This is a genomic window from Streptomyces sp. Xyl84, from assembly GCF_059731885.1.
Genome location: NZ_AP029182.1, coordinates 1,185,670 through 1,211,986 on the forward strand (window position 1 = coordinate 1,185,670; position 26,317 = coordinate 1,211,986).

General features: G+C 73.5%; 21 protein-coding genes and 1 pseudogene. 7 read left to right on the forward strand and 15 right to left on the reverse strand.

Annotated features, from left to right (window positions below; genetic code table 11):
* Position 1: 1 nt before the first annotated feature.
* The 7 genes from AC6I72_RS05095 to AC6I72_RS05125 form a co-directional block, all read right to left on the reverse strand.
* Entirely contained in the window at positions 2–1,234 is a 1,233-nt protein-coding gene (locus AC6I72_RS05095) for a Gfo/Idh/MocA family protein (protein WP_497999666.1), read from the reverse strand.
* Positions 1,235–1,343: 109 nt separating this feature from the next.
* Complete coding sequence (locus AC6I72_RS05100; protein ID WP_497999667.1) at positions 1,344–2,384, reverse strand: substrate-binding domain-containing protein; 1,041 nt, start codon at positions 2,382–2,384, stop codon at positions 1,344–1,346.
* Positions 2,385–2,404: 20 nt separating this feature from the next.
* The gene (locus AC6I72_RS05105; protein ID WP_497999668.1) at positions 2,405–3,427 is read right to left on the reverse strand and encodes an ABC transporter permease; all 1,023 of its coding nucleotides are present in this window, start codon (positions 3,425–3,427) and stop codon (positions 2,405–2,407) included.
* On the reverse strand, positions 3,424–4,962 hold the full coding sequence (locus AC6I72_RS05110; protein WP_497999669.1) for a sugar ABC transporter ATP-binding protein: 1,539 nt from the start codon (positions 4,960–4,962) through the stop codon (positions 3,424–3,426). The genes AC6I72_RS05105 and AC6I72_RS05110 overlap by 4 nt, the downstream gene beginning before the upstream one ends.
* Before the next feature lie 375 nt (positions 4,963–5,337).
* A complete protein-coding gene (locus AC6I72_RS05115) occupies positions 5,338–6,519 on the reverse strand; it encodes an ROK family transcriptional regulator (protein ID WP_497999670.1) in 1,182 nt (393 codons plus the stop codon).
* A gap of 379 nt (positions 6,520–6,898) precedes the next feature.
* Complete coding sequence (locus AC6I72_RS05120) at positions 6,899–7,573, reverse strand: GntR family transcriptional regulator (RefSeq protein WP_497999671.1); 675 nt, start codon at positions 7,571–7,573, stop codon at positions 6,899–6,901.
* A gap of 327 nt (positions 7,574–7,900) precedes the next feature.
* Positions 7,901–8,848, reverse strand: coding sequence for a beta-ketoacyl-ACP synthase III (locus tag AC6I72_RS05125; RefSeq protein WP_037858266.1), 948 nt, complete (start codon positions 8,846–8,848; stop codon positions 7,901–7,903).
* Positions 8,849–9,042: 194 nt separating this feature from the next.
* Between AC6I72_RS05125 and AC6I72_RS05130 the strand changes: the two are divergent.
* Positions 9,043–9,325 (forward strand): annotated as a pseudogene (locus tag AC6I72_RS05130) (2Fe-2S iron-sulfur cluster-binding protein); the annotation flags it as partial.
* A gap of 8 nt (positions 9,326–9,333) precedes the next feature.
* The gene (gene fdhD / locus AC6I72_RS05135; RefSeq protein ID WP_497999672.1) at positions 9,334–10,182 is read left to right on the forward strand and encodes a formate dehydrogenase accessory sulfurtransferase FdhD; all 849 of its coding nucleotides are present in this window, start codon (positions 9,334–9,336) and stop codon (positions 10,180–10,182) included.
* Positions 10,183–10,573: 391 nt separating this feature from the next.
* Here fdhD and AC6I72_RS05140 read toward each other — a convergent pair whose 3' ends face one another.
* On the reverse strand, positions 10,574–11,017 hold the full coding sequence (locus tag AC6I72_RS05140; protein WP_497999673.1) for a MarR family winged helix-turn-helix transcriptional regulator: 444 nt from the start codon (positions 11,015–11,017) through the stop codon (positions 10,574–10,576).
* 127 nt (positions 11,018–11,144) lie between these two features.
* Between AC6I72_RS05140 and AC6I72_RS05145 the strand changes: the two genes are divergently transcribed.
* Positions 11,145–12,062, forward strand: coding sequence for a quinone oxidoreductase family protein (locus tag AC6I72_RS05145; protein ID WP_497999674.1), 918 nt, complete (start codon positions 11,145–11,147; stop codon positions 12,060–12,062).
* Positions 12,063–12,312: 250 nt separating this feature from the next.
* Here AC6I72_RS05145 and AC6I72_RS05150 read toward each other — a convergent pair whose 3' ends face one another.
* Complete coding sequence (locus AC6I72_RS05150) at positions 12,313–13,458, reverse strand: bile acid:sodium symporter family protein (protein ID WP_497999675.1); 1,146 nt, start codon at positions 13,456–13,458, stop codon at positions 12,313–12,315.
* 243 nt (positions 13,459–13,701) lie between these two features.
* On the opposite strand from AC6I72_RS05150, the gene AC6I72_RS05155 reads away from it, so the two are divergent.
* The 4 genes from AC6I72_RS05155 (at position 13,702) to AC6I72_RS05170 (ending at position 18,657) form a co-directional block, all read left to right on the forward strand.
* Positions 13,702–14,565: a LysR substrate-binding domain-containing protein gene (locus AC6I72_RS05155; RefSeq protein ID WP_497999676.1), complete on the forward strand. Its 864-nt coding sequence runs from the start codon at positions 13,702–13,704 to the stop codon at positions 14,563–14,565.
* 420 nt (positions 14,566–14,985) lie between these two features.
* Positions 14,986–16,812 (forward strand): AMP-dependent synthetase/ligase, encoded by a 1,827-nt coding sequence (locus tag AC6I72_RS05160; protein WP_497999677.1) that lies wholly within the window; start codon positions 14,986–14,988, stop codon positions 16,810–16,812.
* Positions 16,813–16,913: 101 nt separating this feature from the next.
* On the forward strand, positions 16,914–17,750 hold the full coding sequence (locus tag AC6I72_RS05165; protein WP_497999678.1) for an aldo/keto reductase: 837 nt from the start codon (positions 16,914–16,916) through the stop codon (positions 17,748–17,750).
* Between the two features lie 202 nt (positions 17,751–17,952).
* Complete coding sequence (locus tag AC6I72_RS05170; protein ID WP_497999679.1) at positions 17,953–18,657, forward strand: glycoside hydrolase family 75 protein; 705 nt, start codon at positions 17,953–17,955, stop codon at positions 18,655–18,657.
* Positions 18,658–18,681: 24 nt separating this feature from the next.
* On the opposite strand, the gene AC6I72_RS05175 is transcribed toward AC6I72_RS05170, so the two are convergent.
* The 6 genes from AC6I72_RS05175 to AC6I72_RS05200 form a co-directional block, all read right to left on the reverse strand.
* Positions 18,682–19,659 (reverse strand): methyltransferase, encoded by a 978-nt coding sequence (locus AC6I72_RS05175; protein WP_497999680.1) that lies wholly within the window; start codon positions 19,657–19,659, stop codon positions 18,682–18,684.
* Between the two features lie 237 nt (positions 19,660–19,896).
* Positions 19,897–21,630, reverse strand: coding sequence for a glycoside hydrolase family 6 protein (locus tag AC6I72_RS05180; RefSeq protein ID WP_497999681.1), 1,734 nt, complete (start codon positions 21,628–21,630; stop codon positions 19,897–19,899).
* Positions 21,631–21,816: 186 nt separating this feature from the next.
* Entirely contained in the window at positions 21,817–23,292 is a 1,476-nt protein-coding gene (locus tag AC6I72_RS05185) for a cellulose binding domain-containing protein (RefSeq protein ID WP_497999682.1), read from the reverse strand.
* 674 nt (positions 23,293–23,966) lie between these two features.
* Positions 23,967–24,716 carry a class I SAM-dependent methyltransferase gene (locus tag AC6I72_RS05190; RefSeq protein WP_497999683.1) on the reverse strand — a complete coding sequence of 250 codons (750 nt, stop codon included), beginning with the start codon at positions 24,714–24,716 and terminating at the stop codon, positions 23,967–23,969.
* 28 nt (positions 24,717–24,744) lie between these two features.
* On the reverse strand, positions 24,745–25,050 hold the full coding sequence (locus AC6I72_RS05195) for a 4a-hydroxytetrahydrobiopterin dehydratase (RefSeq protein ID WP_366726971.1): 306 nt from the start codon (positions 25,048–25,050) through the stop codon (positions 24,745–24,747).
* Between the two features lie 147 nt (positions 25,051–25,197).
* On the reverse strand, positions 25,198–26,307 hold the full coding sequence (locus AC6I72_RS05200; protein ID WP_497999684.1) for an ADP-ribosylglycohydrolase family protein: 1,110 nt from the start codon (positions 26,305–26,307) through the stop codon (positions 25,198–25,200).
* Between the last annotated feature and the right edge of the window lie 10 nt (positions 26,308–26,317).

Genomic DNA, 26,317 nt, shown 5'->3' on the forward strand with positions numbered 1-26,317 from the left:
CTCAGAGTGCTACGGGGGTGTAGACGGAGTTCTTGGCGGCGCTCTCCTCGACGGCGGCGAGCACCCGCTGCACCTGGAGCCCGTCGGCGAAGGACGGCTCGGCGCCGGTGCCCCGGGCGACCGCGTGGACCAGGTCGCGGGCCTGGTGGACGAAGGTGTGCTCGTAGCCCAGGCCGTGGCCCGGCGGCCACCAGGCCTCCAGGTAGGGGTGGCCGGGTTCGGTGACCAGGATGCGGCGGAACCCGGCGTGCTCCCCGGGCTCGGTGCCGTCGTGGAACCACAGTTCGTTGAGCCGCTCCAGGTCGAAGGCGAGGGAGCCGCGCCCGCCGTTGAGTTCGATGCGCAGGGCGTTCTTTCGGCCGGTGGCGTAGCGGGTGGCCTCGAAGGAGGCGAGGGCGCCGGAGCCGAACCGGCCGGTGAACACGGCGGCGTCGTCCACGGTGACCTGCCCGGTGCGGACGGCCGGGGCGGCCGCGGTGGCGGGGGCCGGGGCGGCGGTGAGGCCGGTGCCGGCGGACACGGGCAGCGGCCGTTCCCGGACGAAGGTCTCGGTGAGCGCGGAGACACCGGCCAGGTTCTCGCCCGCCAGGTACTGCGCGAGGTCGACGATGTGCGCGCCCAGGTCGCCGAGCGCCCCGGACCCGGCGAGTTCCCTGCGCAGCCGCCAGGTCAGCGGGAAGCCGGGGTCGACCAGCCAGTCCTGGAGGTAGGTGACCCGCACGTGGCGCAGGGTGCCGAGTCTGCCCTCGGCGACCATCCGCCGGGCCAGCGCGGTGGCCGGGACGCGGCGGTAGTTGAAGCCGACCATGGCCACCTGGCCGCGCGCGCGGGCGGCCTCGGCGGCCCGGGCCATCTCCTCGGCCTCGGCGACCGTGTTCGCGAGCGGCTTCTCGCACAGGACGTGCTTGCCCGCGGCCAGCGCGGCCAGCGCGATCTCGGCGTGGCTGTCGCCGGGCGTGCAGATGTCGACGAGGTCGATGTCGTCGCGGGCGATCAGGTCCCGCCAGTCGGTCTCGGCACCGGCCCAGCCGTACCGGTCGGCGGCGGCGCGCACGGCGGCCGCGTCCCGGCCGCAGACCGCGGCGAGCACCGGGCGCCGGGGCAGGTCGAAGACGCGGCCCACGGTGCGCCAGCCCTGGGAGTGGGCGGCGCCCATGAAGGCGTAGCCGACCATGCCGACGCGCAGCGCCGGCTTCGTCCCCGCCGCGTCGTCTGACTGCTGCGGCTGTCCCATACGGAGGTCCTCCTCGTCGTCGTGCCACGGTGGGGGGTCGGTCGGTCCCGGCCCACCGGCGATGCCCGGGGCCCGGTGGCCGGGCGCCGGCCGTCTCGGACCGGCCGGCTCACCTGAAACCGGTGGACATGTACTGGTCGACGTTGGTCTTGTCCACGACGGCCGAGTAGAGCGTGATCGACGACGGGATCTCGTACTCGGCGAGGCCGCCGACGCCCTTGCCCTGGCCCAGGGCGCGGGCGAGGTCGATCGCCGAGGCGGCCATGGTCGGCGGGTACAGGACGGTCGCCTTCAGGACCCCGTTGTCCTGCTTGATGGCCTGGAAGGCGGTGAGGGCGCCCGCGCCGCCGACCATCAGGAAGCCGTCGCGCCCGGCCTGCTCGATGGCGCGCAGCGCGCCCACGCCCTGGTCGTCGTCGTGGTTCCACAGGGCGTCGAACTCCGGCTGGGCCTGGAGCAGTTGGGCCATCTTGGCCTGGCCGGACTCGACGGTGAACTCGGCGGCCTGGCGGGCCACCTTCCTGATGTTCGGGTAGTTCTTCAGGGCGTCGTCGAAGCCCTGGCTGCGCTGCTTGGTCAGCTCCAGGTTGTCCAGGCCGGCGAGTTCGACGACGCGCGCACCGGCCTTGCCCCTGAGTTTCTCGCCGATGTAGTGACCGGCGTTGAGTCCCATGCCGTAGTTGTCGCCGCCGATCCAGCAGCGGTAGGCCTGCGGGGTGTTGAAGACCCGGTCGAGGTTGACCACGGGGATGCCGGCGCGCATCGCCTTCAGGCCGGCCTGGGTGAGCGCCTTGCCGTCGGCGGGCAGTACCACCAGCACGTCGACCTTCTTGTTGATCAGCGTCTCGATCTGGCCGATCTGCGCGGCGGTGTCGTTGGAGCCCTCGGTGATCTCCAGGCTGACGTCGGAGTACTTGCGGGCGCGGCCCTTGGCCTGGTCGTTGATGGCGTTGAGCCAGCCGTGGTCGGCCTGGGGGCCGGCGAAGCCGATGGTGACGTGCTTGCCGGGTTCGCCGTCGGCGGCCGGCCGGCCGCTGCCGGCCGGTTTCTCGTCCTTGGTCTCGTTGCTGGTGCAGCCGGTGAGGAGGGCACCGGTGGACACGGCGGCGGCCGTGAAGAGCAGCCCTCTGCGACTCGTCAGTGGTGACATGGCGGTGAACCCTTTCCTCGTCAGGTCGTGCTCGCGGTACGGCGCTGGACCAGCACGGCGGCGACGATGATCGCTCCCTTGGCGATCTGCTGGACGTCGCTCTGCAGGTTGTTCAGCGCGAAGATGTCGGTGATCGTGGTGAAGATCAGGACGCCGAGCACCGAGCCGGTGATGGTGCCGCGCCCGCCGCTGAGCAGGGTGCCGCCGATGATCGCGGCCGCGATCGCGTCCAGCTCGTACAGGTTGCCGTTGGTGTTCTGGCCCGATCCGGACAGGACGATCAGCAGGAAGGCGGCGATGCCGCAGCACAGCCCGGACAGCAGGTAGAGGTAGAGCCGCTGGCGGCGCACGTCGATGCCGGCCAGCCGGGCCGCTTCCGAATTGCCCCCGACCGCGATGGTGCGGCGGCCGAAGGTGGTGCGGTTGAGCACCAGCCAGCCGATGACCGTGACGGCTGCGAAGACCAGGACCAGCGGGGGGACGCCGAGCACGTAGGAGCCGCGTTCGCCCAGGTCGAGGACGCTCCCGACGGTGACGATCTGGGTGCGGCCGTCGGTGATCTGGAGGGCCAGGCCGCGCGCGGAGGCCAGCATGGCGAGGGTGGCGATGAAGGGGACCATCCCGCCGTAGGCGACGAGGAGTCCGTTGACCAGGCCGCAGCCGAGCCCGACCAGGACGGCGGTGAGCAGGATGCCGCCGAACCCGTACTCCTGGGTGGCCACCGTGGTCGCCCAGACCGAGGAGAGGGCGACGATCGCGCCGACGGACAGGTCGATGCCGCCGGAGGTGATGACGAAGGTCATGCCGACGGTGACGACCCCGATGACGGACGCCTGGGTGAGGACCAGTTGCAGGTTGCGGGTGTCGAGGAACTCGTCGGGTCTGGTGAGTCCGCCGATCAGGACGAGCACGGCGAGCACCCCGAGGAGGGAGAGCGTGCGGACGTCGGCGCGGACCGGCAGCCGGCGCCGGCCGGGCGGAGTGCTCGCGGTCGCGGTCGTCCTGCCGGTGCCGCCCCGGGGCGGGGACACGTGCTGCGTCATGACGCCGGGCTCCCTTCACTGGCCACGGGGTGTGCGTCCATCACGAGGTCGAGTACGCGGTGCTCGTCGAGGTCACGGGCGGGCGCGGTGTGCACGACGCGTCCCTCGCGCAGCACCAGGACACGGTCGGCCAGGCCCAGCACCTCGGACACCTCGCTGGAGACCAGCAGCACCCCCAGGCCCTCGTCGGCCAGCCGCCGGACGACCGCGTACAGCTCGGCGCGGGCGCCGACGTCGACGCCGCGGGTGGGTTCGTCCAGCAGCAGCACGCGGCAGCCGCGCAGCAGCCACCGGGCCAGGACGGCCTTCTGCTGGTTGCCGCCGGAGAGGGTGCGCACGGGCACGGCCGGGTCGTCGGGCCGCAGCGACAGTTCGCGGGTGGCGGCGTGGGCGGCGCCGCGTTCGGCGCCGCGGTCGATCCAGCCGCCGCGCGAGAAGCGGGACAGCGTGGAGACGGACACGTTGCGGGTGACGGACTCCAGCATCAGCAGGGCCTGCGCCTTGCGTTCCTCGGGGGCGAGCCCGAGGCCCGCGCGGACGGCGGCGCGCACACTGCCGGGGCGCACCGGCCGCCCGCCGACCAGGACCTGACCGGCGGTGGGCCTGCGGGCGCCGTAGACGGTCTCCAGGATCTCCGAGCGCCCGGAGCCCACCAGCCCGGCGAGACCGACGATCTCCCCCGGCCGGACGGTCAGGTCCAGCGGCGCGAACTCGCCCTCGCGGGCGAGCCCCCGCACCTCGAGGACCGGCTCGCCGGCGGGAGCGGCGTCCGGCCGCCGGGGGAAGACGTACTCGACGTCGCGGCCCGTCATCAGCGCGACCACCTCGCGGGTCGGCGTGGTCCTCGCGGCGAGGCCGCCCGCCACCGCCCGGCCGTCCTTGAGGACGGTGACCCGGTCGCCGATGCGGCGGATCTCCTCCAGCCGGTGCGAGATGTACACGACGGCGACGCCCTGCGCGGTGAGGGCGGCGACGACGCGGAAGAGGTTGTCGACCTCCTCGGGGTCGAGGGCGGCGGACGGTTCGTCCATGACGATCAGCCGTACGTCGTGGGAGAGCGCCCGCGCCATGGAAACGATCTGCTGCTGCGCGGCGGACAGTTCCCCCACCGGGCGCGCCGGGTCGATCTCGGGATGGCCGAGCCGTTCGAGCAGCCCGGCGGTCGCCGTGCGGGCCGCTCGGCCGCGGACGACGAAGCCGGCCGCCGTGGGCTCGTGGCCGAGGTGGACGTTCTCGGCTACGGACAGGTGCTCCACCAGGTCGAGTTCCTGGTAGATGGTAGCGATGCCGAGGCGCATGGCGGCGATCGGCGAGCGCAGGACGACCGGCTCGCCGCGCCAGCGGACGGTTCCGGTGTCGGGCTGGTGTGCGCCGGCCAGGATCTTGATCAGGGTGGACTTGCCGGCGCCGTTCTGGCCCAGCAGGCAGTGCACTTCACCGGCCTCGACGTCGAGGTCGACGCCGTCCAGGGCCCGGACTCCGGGGAACGACTTGGTGATGCCGGTCATGCTGAGCAGCGGTGGTTCTGATGCCATGTGTGTTCCCCTCGGCGGGCGGGGCGCGGGCCGGTCTCAGGGTGGAAGCGCTTACCGGGTGGGTGGATGGGTGTGTTCGGGTGCGCGGGTGGGGCAGGGGGTGCCGGGGGGACGAATAGGCGGGCGGGCGGGTGCTCGGGGGGGGAGTGGGTCCGTCTGCGGGCTGAGGAGCGGGTGTTCGTGGCGTGTGCTGGGGAGGGGGGCTCGGAGGCGGGGGCCGGTGAGCGGGTGTCAGGAGCCGTGGGCCGGGGAGCGGGTGCGGCCCGGGACCGTGTTCACGTCACGTCACGTCACGGCAGGGCAGGACAGGGCAGGGGCGAGGCGGTGCGGGGCGCGGCGGGCGGTGCGGGTGGGGCGTCGGGGTGGCGGCCGGGCTTACGCGGGTGAGAACAGGTGGTCGCTGATCAGGCGGGCCGCGCCGATGATCCCGGCGGCCGGCCCCAACTCTCCGAGCACGATGGGGAGGTTGCCGGTCGCCAGGGGCAGCGACTGGCGGTAGACCTGGGTGCGGATCGCGGCGAGCAGGGTGTGGCCCAGGCCGGTGACCCCGCCGCCGATCACCACCAGGCCGGGGTTGAAGAAGGAGACGAGCCCGGCGATGACCTGGCCCGTGCGGGTGCCGCCCTCCCGGATGAGGTCGAGCGAGGTGGCGTCGCCCGCGGCGGCCGCTGCGGCGACGTCGACGGCGCTGAGCGTGCCGTGGGCCGCCAGCCGGGCGGCGAGTTCGGCGGACCGGCCCTGCCCGGCCGCCTCCAGGGCGTCCCGGGCGAGGGCCGCACCGCTGAAGTGGGCCTCCAGACAGCCCCGGTTGCCGCAGGCACAGGGGCGGCCGTCGGGCACGGCCTGGATGTGGCCGATGTCGCCGGCGCTGCCCGTCGTGCCCCGGTGCACCTCACCGCCGGCGACGATGCCGCAGCCGATGCCGGTGCCGATCTTGACGCAGAGGAAGTCGCCCACGGAGCGTGCCACGCCCGCGTGCTGCTCCCCCATCGCCATGAGGTTCACGTCGTTGTCGACCATGACCGGGCAGCCGAGTTCCTGGCTGAGCGCCTCGCGCACCGGGAAGCCGTCCCAGCCGGGCATGATCGGGGGCGCGACCGGGACGCCCTCGGGGAAGCGGACGGGGCCCGGGACACCGATCCCGGCACCGTCGTACCCCTCGGCGAGCCCGGACGCCCGGAGCTTGGCCGCCAGGGCGAGGACCTGTTCGAAGACCGCGACCGGCCCTTCGCGCACGTCCATCGGCTGGTTGAGGTGGCCCAGCACCTCCAGTTCGGCGTTGGTGACGGCGACATCGACGGAGGTCGCGCCGATGTCGACGCCCAGGAAGCGCAGGGTGGGCGCCAGCCGGACGTTGTGGGAGCGGCGGCCGCCGCGTGAGGCGGCGAGGCCGTCGGCGACGACCAGTCCCGTCTCCAGGAGCCGGTCCACCTCCACGGCCAGTTTGGACCGGGAGAGGTCGACCTGGTCGCCGAGCTGGGCGCGGGAGCTGGGGCCGGAGTCGCGCAGCAGCCTCAGCAACCGGGCCTGGTGAGTGTTGGCGGGTCGTGCCGTCATGCGTCTCACGTGCCCCTCCCCGCCTCAATTCGGCCGTTCGTTCCGGGCTTTCGAGTGGAACGTAGCAGTGACCGCCGAAGCTGGGAAGAAGCTGTGCACGAATTGCCGTCGACTTTTCCCATTCACAGGACAAAGAGCGGCGGCGCGGCCCACGGGCACCGGGGCGTACGGGCGTGGTGACCGGGGACCACGGGGAGCCGACGCGCCCGCGAGGGCCGTAATGGGACCAAGGGTGGCCGGTCGGCACGGACCGCGGGACGCGCCGCTCCGCACGCCGAGGCCGGCAGGGACCGCGGGGCGCAGGACACCGCACGCCGGGGCCGTCGCGTACCGCGGGCTCAGGACTCCGCGCGCCGGGGCCGTGGCGTACCTCGGGTGCTCAGGACTCCGTGTGTTCGTGGTACGACCGGCGGGTGTGTTCGGTGTGTTCGCGCATCAGGCGGGCGGCGCGCTGCTCGTCGTGGCGGGCGATCGCGTCGATGAGGTCGCGGTGCCCGACCCACGACTGGCCGCCGCGCTGCCGGGCCACCGGCGTGTAGTACCAGCGCACCCGGCGGTCCACCTGCGCGGCCAGCTCGGCGAGGACGACGTTGCCCGCCAGGTCCATGAGGCGGGCGTGGAAACGGGCGTTGAGGGCGACGGCGGTGTCCACGTCGTCGTCGGCGACGGCCTGCTCGCCCTGCGCGCACAGCTCCCGGAGGGCCGCGACACCGGCGTCGTCCGCGTGCACCGCGGCCAGCCGGGCCGCCTCGGCCTCCAGCAGCGTACGGACGGTGAGGAGCTGGTCGGCTTCCTCCTCGGTGGGCTCGTGCACGAATGCGCCCTGGGCGGGCCGCAGATCGACCCACCCCTCGGTGTTCAGCCGTTGCAGCGCCTCGCGCACCGGCTGCCGGGAGACACCGAGGTGGCCGGCGAGTTCGCTCTCGACCAGGTGCTGGCCCGGCTGGAGCGCGCGGGTGGTGATGAGTTCAAGCAGCGCCTCGTAGACGCGGTCGCGCAGCGGTCCGGGGCGTTCGAGCCGGGGCACGGCTCCCTGCGGCAGTCCGGTCGACAACTTCGCGGTCCCTCCTCGGCGGCCCCTGCACAGCGGACGGAGGCGGGACACCGCCACCGGTGCGGCGATCCGGCGCAGCGGATCATCGCGGTCCCGTGTGGATTGTCTTTCGTCTACAGTCTACGGCGCACACGCGCCCGCAGACCCGGCGAAGACACGCGAAGACGTAGGGAGACGCACGAAGACGCGCCGCATCCGGCCCGAGCACCCGTCCCCGCCGCCCAGGTCGCCCGGGCCGCCCCGTTCGCCCGGGTTTCCCGGGCCGCCGCCGATGCTCCGGGCCCGCCGGGCCGGCCGGTGATCCTCCCTCCCGGCCGGCCCCGCGCCTCACGGGCAGCGCACGACCTGCCCCGCGTAGGAGAGGTTGCCGCCGAAGCCGAACAGGAGCACCGGGTCACCGGTCCGCACCTCGCCCCGCTCGATCAGTTTGGACAGGGCCAGCGGAATGCTGGCGGCCGAGGTGTTGCCGGACTCGCAGACGTCGCGGGCGACGACCGCGCCGGCCGCGCCGAGCCGGTCGGCGAGCGGTTCGATGATCCGCAGGTTCGCCTGGTGCAGGACGACGGCGGCGAGGTCCTCGGGTGCGATGCCCGCCCGCTCGCAGGTCTGCCGGGCGAGCGGCGGCAGGCGGGTGGTGGCCCACCGGTAGACGCTCTGTCCCTCCTGGGCGAACCGCGGGGGCGTGCCCTCGATCCGTACCGCGTGTCCCATCTCGGGCACGGAACCCCACAGCACCGGCCCGATTCCCGCGCTCTCGCCCGGCGCGCAGGCCTCGACCACGGCGGCCCCGGCCCCGTCGCCGACGAGGACGCAGGTGGTGCGGTCGCTCCAGTCGGTGACGTCGGACATCTTGTCGGCGCCGATGACCAGGGCGCGGGTCGCGGCCCCCGCGCGCACGGTGTGGTCCGCGGTGGCCAGCGCGTGGGTGAAGCCGGCGCACACGACGTTGACGTCCATCGCGGCGGGGCTCGGGACGCCGAGGCGGGCCGCGACGCGGGCGGCGGTGTTGGGGGAACGGTCCACGGCCGTGGAGGTGGCGACCAGGACCAGGTCGATGTCGGCCGGCGTGCGCCCGGCGGCCGCGAGCGCCTTCGCCGCGGCGTGCGCGGCGAGTTCGTCGACCGGCTCGTCGGGCCCGGCGATGTGCCGGGTGCGGATGCCCACGCGGCTGGTGATCCATGCGTCGCTGGTGTCGACCAGGGCGGCCAGGTCCTCGTTGGTGAGCACCTTGGCGGGCTGGTAGTGGCCGACGGCGGCGATGCGCGAGCCGTTCATGGGAGGGTCCCCCTCGTTGCCTTGGGTTGCGGGTTCACCAGTCTGATCAGTGACCCACGGGTAGGACGGCAGGCGAAGCCACAGGAAACACCCGCCGGCCTTGTCGCCTTCCGTCAGACCTGGTTCCGCGCGGACGTGCACGCGCGGAGCCGCTCTCGGGCCTACGCGGCACGACCGGGCCGGTTCGGCCCGGCACCGCGTGCGTGCACTGCGGCGACCGCGTCGAGGTGTGCCCCACGGGCACGCTGTCGTTCCGGCCGGAGTTCGGCCTGCGGGCGGCGGGTACCTGGGACGGAGTCCGGGCAGACGGAGACGGCCACGGTGTGCGCGTACTGCGCACTGGGCTGCAACCTCACGCTCCACGTGCAGGACAATGAGATCGTCGAGGTCACCTCGCCGCACGACGGCCCGGTGACCCACGGCAACCTCCGCATCAAGGGCCGCTTCGGCCACCAGCACGTACAGAACCGGGGCTGATCAGGACAATGGGACGAGTCACGGAACGACGCAAGGTGCTCCGCATCCGGGACGGGGCCGTCTCCGCCCGCCCGGACACGCTGGTGGCCGAGGAGCCCCTGGAGATCCGGCTCAACGGCAGGCAGCTCGCCATCACCATGCGCACCCCGGGCGACGACTTCGCGCTGGCCGCGGGCTTCCTGGTCAGCGAGGGCGTGCTGGGCGCGGCGTCGGACCTGGTGAACATCGTGTACTGCGCCGGCGCGACCGCGGACGGGGCCAACACGTACAACGTGGTGGACGTGAGGACGGCGCCGGACGTCGTCCTGCCCGACATCACCCTCGAACGCAACGTCTACACCACCTCCTCCTGCGGCCTGTGCGGCAAGGCCAGCCTGGACGCGGTCCGTACGACGGCCCGCTGGCCGATCGCCGACGAGCCCCCGGTGCGCGTCACACCCGGCCTGCTCACGAGCCTGCCCGACCGGCTGCGCGCGGCCCAGCGGGTCTTCGACCGGACCGGCGGCCTGCACGCGGCGGCCCTGTTCTCCGAGGACGGTGAGCTGCTGGACATACGGGAGGACGTGGGCCGGCACAACGCGGTCGACAAGCTCATCGGCCGCGCCCTGCAGAACGGCGACCTGCCGCTGTCCCGCACGATCCTGCTGGTGTCCGGCCGGGCCTCCTTCGAACTGGCACAGAAGGCCGTGATGGCGGGCATCCCGGTCCTGGCGGCGGTCTCAGCACCGTCCTCGCTGGCCGTGGACCTGGCCGCGGAGACCGGACTGACCCTGGTGGGCTTCCTGCGGGGCGCCTCCATGAACGTGTACGCGGGCGAGGAGCGCATCGCCCTGCGGACCCCGGCGGCCCAGGGCTGACCGGTGGTCCGGGGCGGCCCTGGGCCGCCCGGCGACGGACTCCTCCCGCGACACGGCGACGAGGCCCCGGCCGACGGGGAGCGCCCCCTGCCCCGCGGGGCCCCGCCGCGCCGTTCCACCCCTGCGTCCCGGCGGACGCGCCGCCGCCCGCGTCCCGACGTACCGGCCCATCGCCCGCAGCCAGGCGTAGGCGCCGGCGCGCACCCGGCCTATCGGCCCCGTCGGTGTGCGCCCGGCGTGCCGCCCCTGCGCCTGCGCCCCGGCGTGCGCGCCGCTTCGCTCCGCGGCGCCCATCACGTCACTTCTGACGTGCTCACCACGGTCGCGCCCGGGCGTGCATCCCGCGGTCACCGGGGACGAGCGTCGTGGACGCCGGGTGTCCGCGCGGTCGTCACTCCCTGGTGCCCGACACCCGGACCAGCAGGTCCATGAAGACGTCGCGTTCCTCCGGCGACAGCGGTGCGAGCAGCGTCGCGTTGGCCTCGCGGGCCGCCAGCTCGCAGCGTGCCAGCAGCCGGGCGCCCTGGGCGGTGAGGGAGACCGCGTTCTTGCGCCGGTCGGCGGGGTCGGGCTCGCGCAGGACGTGACCGGCGGCCTGGAGGTCGTTGAGGACGCCGACCAGGTCCTTGGGGTCGAGCCCCACACCGCGCCCGAGGTCGGCCTGGGCGACGGGACCGAGGTCGCGGACCGCGGAGAGCACCACGTGGTGCCACATCTTCAGCCCCTCCGCGGCGAGCGCCTCGGCGACCAGCCCCCTCCCTCGCGCGGCGGCCCGGCCGAGGAGCCAGCTGGGCAGGGAACGGATCTCGGCGAGGGGTGCTTCGGCGTCGGGCATGGCGGCAGCCTAGCGAAAAAACCGTTGGACTTCCCAATGAACGGAGCTTACCGTTGGGACTCCCAATGAATCTTCGGTGAGCGCGGCGGACCCCGCCCCTCCCGTCCTTCCTGCCTGTGGAGGTGCGATGCGCCGCGTGCGGTACGAATCGACCGGTGGCCCCCTCTTCGTCGAAGAGGTGCCCGTGCCCGAGCCGGGTCCCGGCGAAGTCCTCGTGCGCTGTGCGGCCGTCGGGGTCACCCTGCCCGTCGTCCGCAAGGTCACCGAGGCCGCCGAGCCGATCCCGCTGGGCGGGGAGGTCGCCGGTGAGGTGACGGCCGTCGGCGCGGCCGTCACCCGTTTCCGGCCCGGCGACCGCGTCACCGGACTCTGCTTCGGGCACGGTTACGCCGACTTCGCCCTGCTGCAGGAGGCCATGGCCTCCCCCGTGCCCGGCGGCGCCTCCTTCACCGAGGCGGTCGCCCTGGTCCGCAGCGGCCTCGTCGCCCTCGGCGCCCTGGACGCCGCACGGCTGGAGCGGGGCGAGTCGGTGCTCGTGACGGCGGCGGCCGGCGGCGTGGGGCACCTCGCGGTCCAGCTCGCCCGGGTGCGGGGCGCGGCCCGGGTCGTGGGGGCGGTGTCCGACCCGGCCAAGGCGGACTTCGTCCGCCGCCTGGGGGCCGACGAGGTCGTCCACTACGGCGACGACGACTGGGGCGACCCGGTCGACTGCGTCCTCGACGCGGTCGGCGGAGACCTCCTGCCCCCGGCGGTCGCCGCGCTCGCCCCGGGCGGACGGCTGGTGGCCTACAGCTCGGGCGGCGGGACGATCCGGGCGTACGACCTGCTCGTCGGCGCCAGGTCGGTGACCGGTTTCCAGATGGCCCGCATCGCCCGCGAACAGCCCGAGCTGTACGAGGGCCGGCGGCTGGAGCTGTGGCGGCTGTTCGAACAGGGGCTGGTGCGGCTCGCCGTGCACGCGGAGTTCGCGCTCCAGGACGCGGCGCGGGCGCACGAGGCGATCGAGGGGCACCGCAACCTCGGCAAGGTGGTGCTGCGGCCCTGAACGGAGCCCGCGGCGGTCACCGGGACGGCATCGCCGCGCCGGACGCACCCGAGGGGGCGGGGCACCGTGTCGGCCTCACCGTGACCGCGTCGCAGCGCCGGCCTCACCGAGGGCGGACGCCGCGCCGGCCTCACCGAGGGCAGGACGCCGTGGCAGCCTCACGGCCTCACCGACGGCGGGACGCCGTGGCAGCCTCACCGACGGCGGGACGCCGTGGCAGCCTCACCGACGGCGGGACACCGTGGCGGCCTCACCGAGGGCGGGACGCCGTGGCGGCCGTGCCGGCCCGGGTCGGTGACGCCGCGGGCACACCCGCGGGGGCCGCGCCTTCCCGCCCTTCCACGGCGTCCTCCTCACCGGTGTTCCCCGCCGGAACCTCCGCCTCGCCGGTGTCCGCCGGCCGGGCGTCCCCCTCCGGAGCGTCCCCCTCCGGGTCGTGCGACCTCCGCTTGGCGATCACCGCGCACACCATGAGCTGCATCTGGTGGAAGAGCATCAGCGGCAGCACGGCCAGCGAGGCATGGACGCCGAACAGGACGCTCGCCATGGGCAGGCCGGAGGCGAGGGACTTCTTGGAACCGGCGAACTGGATCGCGATCCGGTCCTGCCGCCCGAAGCCCAGCGCCTTGGCGCCGTACCAGGTCAGGGCGAGCATCACGGCGAGCAGCACGGCCTCCACGACGAGCAGGCCACCCAGGCGCAGCGGGCTGACCTGGTGCCAGATGCCGCGCACCATGCCCTCGCTGAACGCGGTGTAGACGACGAGCAGGATCGAGCCGCGGTCGACGAGTCCGAGCACCTTCTTGTGCCGGGCCACGAAGCCCCCGATCCACGGCCGCAGCAGTTGCCCCGCGACGAACGGCACGAGCAGTTGCAGCACGATGGTGACCAGCGAGTGCGCCGAGAAGCCGCCGCCGCTGCTGCCGAGCAGCGCCGCGGCGAGCAGCGGGGTGAGGACGATCCCGACCAGCGAGGAGAAGGAACCCGCGCAGATCGCGGCGGGCACGTTGCCCCGGGCGATGGAGGTGAAGGCGATCGACGACTGGATGGTAGAGGGCACGAGGGTGAGGAACAGCAGTCCCTGGTAGAGCGGCTGGTCGAGCAGGACCGGGACCAGTCCGCGGGCGGCCGTGCCCAGCAGCGGGAAGACCACGAAGGTGCAGGCCAGGACGGTGACGTGGAGCCGCCAGTGCTTGAGCCCGTCCAGCGCCTCACGGGTGGAGAGGCGGGCGCCGTAGAGGAAGAACAGGAAGGCGATGGCGGCGGTGGAGGCGCCGGAGGCCACGTGGGCGGCCCCGCCGCGGGCCGGCAGCAGCGCGGCCAGGCCCACCGTCGCCAGCAGCAGCACGATGTACGGGTCGATCGGCATCCAGCTCGGCCAGCGCAGGCGTTTCACGGTGCTCCACTTGCTCGTCCGTCTTGATCAGTCGTCTTGATCAGTCGTCTTGATCACTGGTCTTGATCAGTTGTCTTGATCGTTCTTCTTGCCCGTCCACTCGTCCGTGGCGCGTGCGACGGCGGGGGCGGGGAACCGCCGGCTCCCCGCTCCATCGTCCTCCACCCCCCGGCGATCGGGAATCCGTCATACCGCTCTCACTGTCATCACGTCCCGTGATGACCAGGCGCTAGCCTGGGCCCCGTGTACGACCCCGCTCACCTGCGCACCTTCCTGGCCGTCTCGCAGACGCTCAGCTTCACCCAGGCGGCCCGGCGGCTCGGGCTGCGCCAGTCGACCGTCAGCCAGCACGTGCGACGGCTGGAGGACGCCACCGGACGGCTGCTGTTCACCCGCGACACGCACTCGGTCGAACTGACCGAGGACGGTGAGGCCATGCTGGGCTTCGCCCGCCGGATCCTGGAGGTGCACGAGCAGGCGACGGCGTTCTTCACCGGCACCCGGGTGCGCGGCCGGCTCCGTTTCGGCGCGTCGGAGGACTTCGTGCTGACCCGGCTGCCGGAGATCCTGGAGGGTTTCCGCTACGGGCATCCCGAGGTCGACCTGGAGCTGACCGTGGAGCTGTCGGGCACTCTGCACGAGCAACTGGCCGCCGGGAAACTGGATCTGGTGCTGGCCAAGCGGCGCCCCCAGGACCCGCGGGGGGAACCGGTGTGGCAGGACCGTCTGGTGTGGATCGGCGCGGAGCGGCTGCGGCTGGACCCGGACCGGCCGGTGCCGCTCATCGTCTATCCGCCGCCGGGCATCACCCGGGCGCTCGCCTTCGAGGCCCTGGAACGGCAGGGACGCCCGTGGCGCGTCGCGTGCACCAGCGGGAGTCTCAACGGGCTGATCGCCGCCGCCCGTGCGGGGCTCGGCGTGATGGCCCACTCGCGCGGGCTGATCCCGCCCGGCCTGGTCCGCGTCCCGGAGCGGGCCGGGCTGCCGGAACTGGGCGGGGTCGACTTCGTCCTGGTCCACGGCCGCCACCGCCCCTCCGCCCAGCACGCGGCCGACGCCCTGGCCGAGGCGATCCTGGCGGGCGGCGAGCACCTGCACCGCCGCTGACCAGGCCCGCCCGCCGCGGGCCGGGCCGGTGGCCGTCGGCACCGGGACGGCTCCTGCGGTGCCGGGGACGGGCGGCCGCCCCGGCACCGCAGCAGGCGGCGGGTGGCGGCGGGGCGGGCGCAGGACGGATGCCGCGCAGGTGCCCCGCCGGGTCCCGGCCGCCCCCGGCCGCCGTCGGGGGTCGTACAGATTCGGTGGAGATACCGGCACCGAAACTTACTGAACCGTAAGGAATTCTGTCCGACCCTTCCCCATGTGCGCGTATTTTCCGACGCTGACCTGGGCCGACGTGAGCAGCCCTCGCTTTTGGCCCCCCTCCCGGCCCGTGGCCCCGTGGGGTAGCTTTCACGGCCTGTGCGGAGCGTCACCAGCGCACCGGAGGCCAACCGGACCGAGCCGGACTGAGAGCGGGAGCGGGGTTTGCGCGAGTTCACCAGCCCTCCGTCGACGTCGGCACCGCCGGTGGGCGGCCTGGCCGACGCCGTGTTCCAGCATGCCCAGGACGACCCGGGGCGCATCGCGCTCGGCCGCAAGGACGGCAGCGGCGAGTGGCGCGAGGTGACCGCCGCCGAGTTCCGCGACGAGGTGCTCGCCCTCGCCAAGGGCCTGCTCGCCCAGGGCATCCGCTTCGGCGACCGGGTCGCCATCATGTCCCGCACCCGCTACGAGTGGACCCTCTTCGACTTCGCGCTGTGGACCATCGGCGCCCAGGTGGTGCCGGTCTACCCCACCTCCTCGGCCGAGCAGTGCTTCTGGATGCTCTACGACGCCGAGGTGTCGGCGGCGATCGTCGAGCACGAGGACCACGCCATGACGATCGCCACCGTCATCGACCGGCTGCCGCGCCTGGGCCGGCTGTGGCAGCTCGACTCGGGGGCCGTGCAGGAGCTGTACGACGCGGGCGCGCACATCGAGGACGACGTGGTGCACCGGCACCGCGAGGCGGTGACACCGGAGTCGGTCGCCACGGTGATCTACACCTCCGGCACCACCGGCCGCCCCAAGGGCTGTGTCCTGACCCACGGCAACTTCATGACCGAGGCGGACACGGTCATCGACCGGTGGCAGCCGGTGTTCCGCTCCCGCCGGGGGGACGAGGCGGCCACGCTGCTGTTCCTGCCGCTCGCACACGTCTTCGGCCGCATGGTGGAGGTGGCCGCGATCCGCGGCCGGGTCCGCTTCGGCCACCAGCCGCAACTGCACGCCGCCGCGCTGCTGCCGGACCTCCAGGCGTTCCGGCCGACGTTCATCCTCGCGGTGCCGTACATCTTCGAGAAGGTGTTCAACGCGGCCCGGCGCAAGGCCGAGGCCGAGGGCCGCGAGGGCCCCTTCGAGAAGGCCGTGGACATCGCCGTGAAGTACGCGGACGCCATCGAGGCGAAGGCGTGGGGCGTCGGCCCCGGCCCGTCGGCCGCGCTGCGGATGCAGCACCAGCTCTTCGACAAGCTGGTGTACTCCAAGGTGCGCGCGGCGATGGGCGGCCGGATCCGCAACGCCATGTCCGGCGGCTCGGGCATGGACCGGCGGCTGGGGCTGTTCTTCGCGGGCGCGGGCGTGCAGATCTACGAGGGCTACGGCCTGACCGAGTCGACGGCAGCCGCCACCGCCAACCCTCCCGAGCGCACCCGTTACGGCACCGTGGGGCAGCCGATCCCCGGGGTCACCGTGCACATCGCCGACGACGGCGAGGTCTGGCTGCGCGGCGGCAACGTCTTCCAGGGCTATCTGAACAACCCGAAGGCCACCGACCAGACGCTGCACGACGGCTGGCTGGCCACCGGTGACCTCGGCGCCCTCGACGAGGACGGCTACCTCACCATCACCGGGCGCAAGAAGGAGATCCTGGTGACCTCCGGCGGCAAGAGCGTGGCGCCGGGCGTGCTGGAGGAGCGGGTGCGCGACCATCCGCTGGTCTCGCAGTGCATCGTCGTCGGCAACGACCGTCCCTACATCGCCGCCCTGGTCACCCTCGACCACGAGGCCGTCGAGCACTGGCTGAAGATGCGGAACAAGCCGAAGCCGACACCGGCCGAGCTGGTGCACGACCCGGATCTGGAGACCGAGGTGCGGCGCGCGGTGGTCGCCGCGAACACGCTGGTGTCCCAGGCGGAGTCCATCCGCACCTTCCGCATCCTCGCCCAGCCCTTCACCGAGGAGCACGGCCTGCTGACGCCGTCCCTGAAGCTGAAGCGCAAGGCGATCGAGAACGCGTACGCGGCCGAGGTCGAGGCGCTGTACCGGGCTTAGAGCTGCGGGACGGCCGGACGGAGGGGGCAGGAATGCGCCGACGCCCGTGATCGTTGACCATAGGAGTACCACTTCGACGACAACCGAAGGATCAACAGCTCGTGAGCAGCCAGGTCCCCACGATCATCCTCAACAACGATGTCGAGATGCCCCAGCTGGGCTTCGGCGTCTGGCAGGTGCCGGACGACGAGGCCGAGCGCGCGGTCACCACCGCCCTGGAGGCCGGGTACCGCAGCATCGACACAGCGGCGATCTACGGCAACGAGGAGGGCACGGGCAAGGCCATCGCCGCCTCCGGCCTCCCGCGCGAGGACGTCTTCGTCACCACCAAGCTCTGGAACGGCGACCAGGGGTACGACAGCACCCTGCGCGCCTTCGACGCGTCCCTGGCCAAGCTCGGCCTGGACTACGTCGACCTGTACCTGATCCACTGGCCGCTGCCGGCCCGCGGCACGTACGTCGACACGTACAAGGCGTTCGAGAAGCTGCTCGCCGACGGCCGGGTCCGGGCGATCGGCACGTCCAACTTCCTGCCCGAGCACCTGCGGCAGCTGACCGCCGAGACGTCCGTGGTCCCGGCGGTCAACCAGATCGAGCTGCACCCGCACCTGCAGCAGCGCGCCGCCCGCGAGTTCCACGCGGAGCAGGGCATCGCCACCGAGGCCTGGTCGCCGCTGGGCCAGGGCAAGGGCCTGCTGGAGGTCCCGGCGATCGTGGCGATCGCGCAGAAGCACGGACGCACCCCGGCCCAGGTCGTGCTGCGCTGGCACCTCCAGCTCGGCAACATCGTCATCCCGAAGTCCGTGACGCCGTCCCGGATCCAGGAGAACATCCAGGTCTTCGACTTCACCCTGGACGACGAGGACCTCGCGGCGATCAGCGCGCTGAACGAGGACCGGCGGCTGGGCCCGGACCCGGCCACGTTCGACGTGGTCTGAGCCGGGGGCCCGTCCGGCGGGCCCGCCGCACCGGGTGCCCCGCCCCCGCCTGCCCGGCGGGGGCGGGGTACCGGCCTTTCCGGCGGGTGTCCTGGAGACCGGGAAGATCCCGGCACCGCAGTCTTGACGCGCACATGGCCAAGGGGCCACCTTGTATCGCACCCGGTCAGGAAAGTTTCCTAACAGAAGGGTTCCCCCCACCGTGCGCACACGAACACTGGCCCTCGCCGCCGCCTCCGGAGCCGCCCTGCTCGCCGCGGGCGTGCTCCCCGCCCACGCCTCCGGCGCGACCGGCACCGCCGCGCCCCGCTCCGCCCAGGAGGGCTCGGTCAGCGCGGCCGACCTGCTCGCCAAGGTGAAGTCCTGCCAGCAGATCTCCAACGGCAAGTACCGGACCGACGAGGAGACCTCGGCCACCGTCCCCGTGTGCGGCAAGAACGGCGCGGTGTTCTGGAAGGCCGACATGGACATCGACTGCGACGGACAGCGCACCGCCAACTGCAACGAGGACCGCGACCCCTGGTACCAGGACGACACGAGGTTCCACCAGTCCGACGGCAAGCCGCTCAAGGCCGAGTCGCTGCCCTACGTCGTGGTCCCCAGCTCCAGCGGCATCTGGAACTACGCCGACTCCGGCATCAAGGGCGGCGGTGTGGTCGCCGTCGTCTACGGCAACAAGGTCGAGTACGCCGTCGTCGGCGACACCGGACCGGACAAGATCATCGGCGAGGCGTCGTACGCCACCGCCAAGGCCCTCGGTATCGACCCCGACCCGGAGACCGGCGGGGCGGACTCCGGGGTGACGTACATCCTGTTCAAGGACGCGAAGGCGTCCCCCATCGAGAGCCACAGCGCGGCCGTCACCCTCGGCGACAAGCTCGCCAGGCAGTTCCTCGCCGCGAACTGACCCGCGCGGGACGGGGCGGGCGGGTCAGCCGGTACGGACGGCCGTGTACACGGTGTGCGCCTTCAGCACGAAGACGTCCTTCCTGCGGTGCACGCTCGCCTCGTCCTCGGGGTCCAGCAGCCGGTCGAGGGTGGCCCGGTCCTCCGCGTCGAGTCCGTCCGCCGGCCCTTCGCGCAGCCGGCCGAGGGTGGCGGCGACATAGGCGCGGGCCGGTCCGGAGAGCGGGGCGGGCAGGTCCAGCAGGAAGCTGCGGGTGCCGGTGGGCCTGAGACCCGCCGAGGCCAGCAGTCGCGGCCAGTCCTCGGTCTCCGCCACGGAGTCCGGCAGGTCCTCGCGCATCCGCGTGAACCACTCCGCCTCGACCGCGTCCAGGCGGGCGTGCAGCCCGGGGCGGCCCAGGCCGATGTCCCGGGGCAGGTAACGGGCGGGCAGACCGCCCTCCAGCAGCGCGAGGGTGCCGCCGGGCGCCAGCCGCTCGGCGAACGCGGCGAGGGCGGCGCGCTGGTCGCCGAGGTGGTGCAGGCTGTTGCTGGCCCACAGGAGGTCGGCCGGGTAGTCCAGCTCGGAGAGGGCGCCGGGCAGTTCGCCGGTGACCGTGGTGAAGCGGTCGGCGACGCCGAGCCGGGCGGCACGGGCGGCGGCCCGCTCCAGCAGCGGAGCGGAGCCGTCCACCGCCACCACCCGGGCGTCCGGGAAGGTCTCGGCGAACAGGCAGGAGACGACGCCCGGACCGCTGCCCGCGTCCACGATCAGACCGGGGCCGGCCGCCTCCCGGGCCAGCCAGGTCATCGCCTGCCGGTACAGCGGGGTGAAGAGTTCCGCCTGCGACTCCAGCAGCGGGGCCATCACGGCCCAGTCCAGGTCCGCGTGGCCGTGGTGGTGGCCCTGGTGTCCGCCGGACGCGTGGTCGCCGTGGCGGTGGTCCTCGTGTCCGCCGGGCGCGTGGGCGCCCTGGGGGTCGTGCCGGTGCGGACCCTGGTGGCCCTGGTGCTCCTGCGCCATGGTGATCAGCCTCTCGTCTCGGTGCGGCCAGCGTGCGCCGCCGCACCGCACAGAGGCCAGTTCCCTTGCCGGGACAGCAAAGAAGACCTTACGGAATTCCCTGTTCGGCGTGGGGAGGCACCGCCTGGGACCCCGGCGCCTCGAAAGGGACCGGGGCCCGGCCCGGAAGGCGCGGCCGGGCGAAACGGCCGCACCTCGCCCGGACCGGGCCCCGGCGGAACACCTATGCCGCGCCCGTCACGACAGCGGCGGATAGGCGTTCTGCATCAGCTGCTGGAACTGGGCGGAGAACCAGTGCCCGGCCAGCGGCGCGTTCGGCAGCGCGCCCGAGGGGTTGTTGCCGTTGCGCGCGTTGCCCCCGTACGTCGGGTCGCACATCCGGTCGAAGCCCTTGCCCTCGTCGTTGGAGACGGCGGAGCTGGCCCCGTCCGACTCACCCGGCGGCTTGACCCACACGTAGGCGTCGATCCCGGCGGCCGGGGAGGCGGTCGGCCGTTCACCGAGGCCCGCACCGCTCTGGTTGCACCAGTTGCCCACGTGGATGCGGCGGTCGATGCGGCCGCCGTCGACGTAGGCGTCCACCGAGGTCAGCGGTCCGGCGCCGGCGGGCCGCGCGGAGCCGCCCCAGCCGTTGCGGGAGGTGTCGATCAGCATGCCGAGACCGGAGTCGAAGCCTGCCGCCACGAGCTTGTCCCGCAGCGCCTGCGCGAACGACTGCTCGTCCACGTACTGGTTCCAGTCCACCCACTTGGACTGGCGCACCGTCTGCCCGTTGACGTTGTCGGTGACCTTGAAGTACGGCTCCTTGGTGGGGCTGTAGTTGGCCGTGTTGACGATGAACCCGGCCACGTCGTGGACGCTCGCGCCGTTGCTCGTCGCGGTCTTCAGGAACTCCGTGACGGACGGGCCGAGGTTGGAGTCCCAGCCCAGCCAGCCGTGGTGGCCGGCGTCGATGTAGTTGTAGACGTTCGGGACGGCGCCGAGCTTGTCCAGGGCGTAGCCGACGCCCTTCTCGTAGTTGCCGTTGGACTTCATGGTCACGCAGGCGTCGGTGGTGGTGTTGGTGCCGCCGGCGTTGGTGACCAGGTTGGGCAGCGAGTCGGGCTCGATGACCGTGGCGATGCGCAGGCCCGCGTACTTGGGGTCGGACAGGATCGACGCGATGGGGTCGATGTACTGGGTCTTGTACTTGTCGAGGTCGGTGGGGCCGAGTTCGCCGTTGGAGGCGAGGGCCGCGCAGTCGCGTCCGGGCAGGTCGTAGACGACCAGCTGGACGACGAGTTCGCCGGAGCCCTTCTGCTTGAGGGCCTCGTCGAGGTGGGCGCGCAGACCCATGCCGCCGTTGACGCCCTCGATGGCGGCGATGCGGTCGAGCCAGACGGCGGTGGGCTGGTTCGCGATGCGGCTGCCGCCCGGTTCGGCGGCGGCGTGCGCGGACCACTCGGGGTTCACGTAGACCTTGGCGCCGTCGTACGGGTTGGCGGCCCGGCCGCCCGGGTCGGTGGTGCCGCCGCCCGGGTCCGTCGTGCCGCCGCCCGGGTCGGTGGTGCCGCCGTCGACGTTGCAGGTCACGCCGTCGAGGGTGAAGGTGGCCGGGACGGCGTTGGTGCCGCTGTAGGTGCCCTGGAACCCGAAGGCCGCGCTGGATCCGGTGGCGAGGGTGCCGTTGTAGCTCTCGTTGGCGGCGGTGACGGCGGCGCCGCTCTGGGTGATCTTCGCGTTCCAGCCGCTGGTGACCTTCTGGTCGCCCGCGTAGGACCACTTCAGGGTCCAGGCCGACTTGGCGGGGCCGTTGTTGGTGACGGTGACGGCGGCCGTGAAGCCGGAGCTCCACTGGTTCTGCACCTGGTAGTCGACGGTGCAGGGTGCGGCGGCCGCGCCGGCGCTGGCGGGTGCGGCGGTGAGCGCCATGCCCGTGCCCCCGGCGACGAGGGTCAGGGCGGCGAGCATCGCTGTTCTGCTGCGGCTCATGAGTGGGGAATCCTCCGGTAGAAGGGAAGGACTGACCTGCTGGGATGCCTGATGTGCCGGTGGTGCTGCTGTGCCGTTGTGCCCGTGTTGCCGATGTTCCGGTGGTGCCGTTGTGCCCGTGTTGCCGATGTTCCGGTGGTGCCGTTGTGCCGGTGGTGCCGTTGTGCCTGACGTGCGGGAAGGGAGTCAGGGGGCGAGGGCGCGCAGGTGGTCGCGCAGCCCGGTGCCGTACGCCGTGGGCGTACCGCCGTAGTCGCTGATCAGGGACGGGCCGGAGGAACAGTCCCAGGTGTTCCAGGTCCAGCCGAGGTAGGACAGGCCGTGGTCGTCGAACCACTTCATGACCCGGTCCACGAACCCGTGGGAGCAGGTGTTCTCGCCGATCTCGCCCGCCACCAGCGGCACCTGGGCCGCGACGGGGGTGAGCGTGGAGTCCCAGCAGCTCTCACTGGCACAGGTGTTGAAGTTGTAGACGTGGTAGGCGGCGGCCAGATTGCCCGCCGGGTCCTCGGGCCGGTGGGTCAGCCACTGGCTCAGGTCGTTGGAGTAGGCGAGCCCGCCGGCCAGGATCACGTTCTTCGCCCCGGTGCCGCGTACGGCGTCGACCAGGTCCTGCATGCCGGCCACCTCGTAGCCGATGCCCGGGCAGGTGCCGCCGTCGCGCCAGCACGTCCAGGCGTCGGCGGCGCTGGAGGTGGCGCGGTCCGGGTAGGGCTCGTTGAACAGGTCGAAGGCGACGGCCTGGTCGTCCTTGAAGGCGCCGGCGACCGACGACCAGAACGACGGGCTGTACCGGGCGTCGGGCATCGGTTTCTGGCAGGTGGCGTGCACGTCGGAGCAGCCCGCCGAGTTCCCGGTGTACTGGCCCTCGGTCCAGTGCAGTTCGACGACCGGGGTCATGCCGTGCGCCTCGACACGGGCCACCAGCTGCTTGACCGCGTCGATGTACCGCTCGCCCGCGTACGCGGGGTCCACGTTGGAAAGTCCCAGCCAGCACTCCTCGTTGAGGGGGATGCGGACGGCGTTCGCCCTCCAGCCGGCGATCGCCCCGACGGCGGCGTCGTCGACGGGGCCGTCGAAGATGCCACGGCCCTGGACGCACATGAACTCGCCGCCGGAGCGGTTGACGCCGAGCAGCCGGCGCGGGGTGCCGTCGGCGGTGACGAGCCGGTTGCCGCTCACGTGCAGGGCGGGTGCCCGGCCGTCACCGGCCGGCGGGGGGTCCGTCGGCGGGCCGGTCGGATCCGGGTCGACGTTGCAGACGACCCCGTTGAGCCGGAACGTGGCCGGTGCGGGGCCGCTCCCCGGCGAGGTGGCGAGGAAGCCGGCAGCGACGCTCGCGCCGGTGCCGAGCGAGCCGTTCCAGCTCTCGTTCCGCGCGGTCACCTCCGTGCCGGACTGGGACCACTTCGCGTTCCAGCCGCCGGTGACCTCCTGGCCGTCGGCGAGGTCGAAGGTCAGACGCCAGCCGGTCAGCGGCGCACGGTTGTCGGTGAGGATGACGGCGCCCTGGAAGCCGGTGCCCCACTGGCCGGTGACGGAGTACTCCACCGTGCACGCGGGGGCGGCGCCCTGCGCCGAGGCCACCGGGACGACCACGCTCGCGGCGAGCGCGACCGCTCCGGCGGCGGCTAAGAACACTGAACGCGGGGGGTGTCGCATGAGCGACTCCTTGCAGACCGGGCGCGTCATGGCGGACGCGCCGACTGATGGAACCGCTCCCACTGGTGCGAGTGAAGGTAGCGCCAAGCGCCGGTGAAGGCCAGGGGGCTTCCTGACTTTCGGCGGATTTCCCCGGCCCCGGCCCGGCGGAGGGGTCCCGAATCTTTTTCGCCCCCTCAAGGACTTGACCGTTCCCTGACAGGTCCGCACTATGGGAGCGCTCCCACTGGTCAGGTCTTGTCGCACCTCCCCGCTTCCCCCGCTCCACCTCTCCGTTCCTCCCCGCTCCTCCCCGTCTTCCGAGCCGCAAGGAGAGGACCGTTCATGCACCCACCTGACGGGCGGCGCCGCGCGCCGCCCCGCGCGGCGCGACCGGTTGCGGACCGGGGCGGACAGCGCCCCGGCCATGGGTTCGTACGCGGAGCCACTCGCCCAAGTCCCCGCTGACGGCTCCGCGTACGGCGCGGGGCGCGTGCCGGCCCAGGCACGCGCCCCGCACACGCCGGCGGCGCGAAGGCCGCTGCCGGCCCGCGCCTCGCGCACGCCGAGCCGGCCCGGACCGGCTCCGGGCCGTGGAAACGACCTCCCGTTCCGCGCCCCGCGCGGACCGGCGGGGGGGCGGTACGGCTCCCGGTCACCGGGCGCCGGTCGCCCCGTCGCCCGGGGTCGTGGACTCAGCCCGTGACTGCTCTGCGGTACGCGCGCAGGCGGAAGACCGGGTCGGGCCGCGGGCGGTCCTGGTCGGGCAGGGCCGCCAGCCGGGCCGCGAAGGCGTCGGCGAGCGGGCCGCCCGGCGGCAGCGTCATGAACCAGCCGCGCCGCAGGTCGGCGATGGTACGGCGGGGGCTGCGGCCCTGGCCGGCGCCGCGGAACTCCGCCGCCCCGGCCGGTACCAGGCCGTACGCCACGGCGTACCCCGTGACGAGAGCGTCCGCGTCCGGGGCGGGGCTGGGCGGCCGGGAGGCGAGCACGGCGTCGATGTCGCTGCCCACGTTGTGCGCGGCGGCCTTGCCGACCGTGGTGACGTACACCCCGCCGGGGCGCAGCACGCGGGCGCACTCGGCGACGACGGCGCGCGCGTCGGCGTCGCTCGGTGCGAGGTGGAGCAGCCAGACGCTGGTGACCGCGTCGAAGCAGCCGTCGGGGAAGGGCAGCCGCCGGGCGTCGGCGCGCACGACGGCGCCGGGCAGGCGCTCGGCGGCCCTGCGGGTCATGGCCGGCGCCAGGTCGACGCCGGTCACCCGGGCCGCGGGCCGGCCGGCTGCGAGGCGGCGGGTCACGATGCCGGTGCCGCAGCCGGTGTCCAGCAGGTCCCGGACGTCCGCGGGCAGCAGGCCGAGGACCGCCCCGGCCGCGGCGGCGGCCCGGGGTTCGCCGCCGCGGGCGCTGTCGTAGCGTTCGGCTTCCTGGTCGTAGTCCAGCACGCGGTCCCCCCGCCCCGTCCGGCCCGGTTCAGTGCGCTCCGTGGACCGGGGCCAGTTCCTGCACCCGGTGGGCGAGCCGGAAGTCCAGCTCGGTGACCGCGCCGCCCGCGCTGTGCGTGTTCACGGCGAGGGAGACGGTGTTGTAGCCGAGGGTCAGGTCGGAGTGGTGGTCCAGCTCTTCCTGCACCTGGGCGATGTGCACCACCATCGCGGTCGCCGCGAAGTGCGAGCCGAGCCGGTAGGAGCGGGTGAGGCGGTCCCCGTCGAGGGACCAGCCGGGCAGTTCCGCCAGCCGGTCCTCGATCTCCTTCTGGGACAGCGGTGCGACGGGCATGGGCCGGCTCCCTTCCTGGGCACCGCCGGGCGGCGCGCTCCTGTGGTGACGGTGTGCGGGCCCACCGGGCCGGGCGCCCGGTCGGCCTGCGCTGTTCAGCCTGCCACAGGAAGGCCGCCGGGTCCCGGGCCGGACGCGGGCCCGGGCTCAGCCGGGGAGGGATCCGGCCGCCAGGTCGTCGGCCAGCGCGGCGATCCGGGCCCGCCCCTCCACGCGCTCCACCCAGCTGTGCGGCAGGCCGTGGTCGCCGTGGCGGGCGCCGAGGATGTTGCCGCAGACCGACCCGGTCGAGTCGCTGTCGCCCGAGTGGTTGACGGCCAGCAGCAGGGCGTTCTCGACGCCGGAGGCGGCGAGGGCCGCGTAGACGCCGATGGCCAGGGCCTCCTCGGCGACCCAGCCGGCGCCGAGCCGTTCGACGTGTTCCGCGCTCGGGGTGCCTTCGGCGGCCAGGTCGAGCGCCTGGGTGAGGGCGGCGCTGGTCTCCTCGTGGCCGGTGTGGCGGCCGAGCAGGCGCAGCGCGCGCAGCGCCGCTCCCTCGACGGAGTCCCCGGCGACGAGGCAGGCGATGAGCGCGGCGAAGGCGCCGGCCGCGTAGTAGCCGGTGGGGTGGCCGTGGGTCATCTGGGCGCAGCGGGCGGCGCTGTCGAAGGCCTCTTCGGGGGTGGCGCCGGTGAGGCCGAAGGGCGCCGAGCGCATCACCGCGCCGCAGCCCTTGGAGTCGGGGTTGATGGGTCCGGGCGGGCCGAGCACGGCGGCCGGGTCGGGGACGAGGTCGAGGGCGAGCCCGGACAGGCAGGCGTTGCCGGGCGCGCGGCGGGAGTACAGCCAGGCCTCGGTGACCAGGCCGCCGCGCGGGCCCTCGTAGCCGCCGCCGGCGGGCCGGGCGAGTTCGCTCTCCTGCGGTCCGGTGCGGCGCTGGGTCTCCAGCCAGCGTTCGTAGGCCCAGCGCACCATCCGGAAGCCCCCGCTGCCCAGCCGGGGGCCGTGGCCGTACTGCCGGGCCTGGCGGATGCCCTCGGCGGTGAACAGGGTCATCTGGGTGTCGTCGCTGATCAGGGCGACCGATCCGGCGTCGGCCGAGGCGGTGACCAGGCCGGTGAGGCCGCGCGGGCCGTGGGTGGCGCGGATGCGGTCCAGGGCGTTGAACTCGATCGGGTAGCCGAGAGCGTCCCCGACGGCCCCGCCCAGCAGACAGCCGCGCACCCTGGCCCGGTACACGGCCGTCGCCTCCCCGGACGGCTTCCACAGCTCGCTCATGCGCCCACTC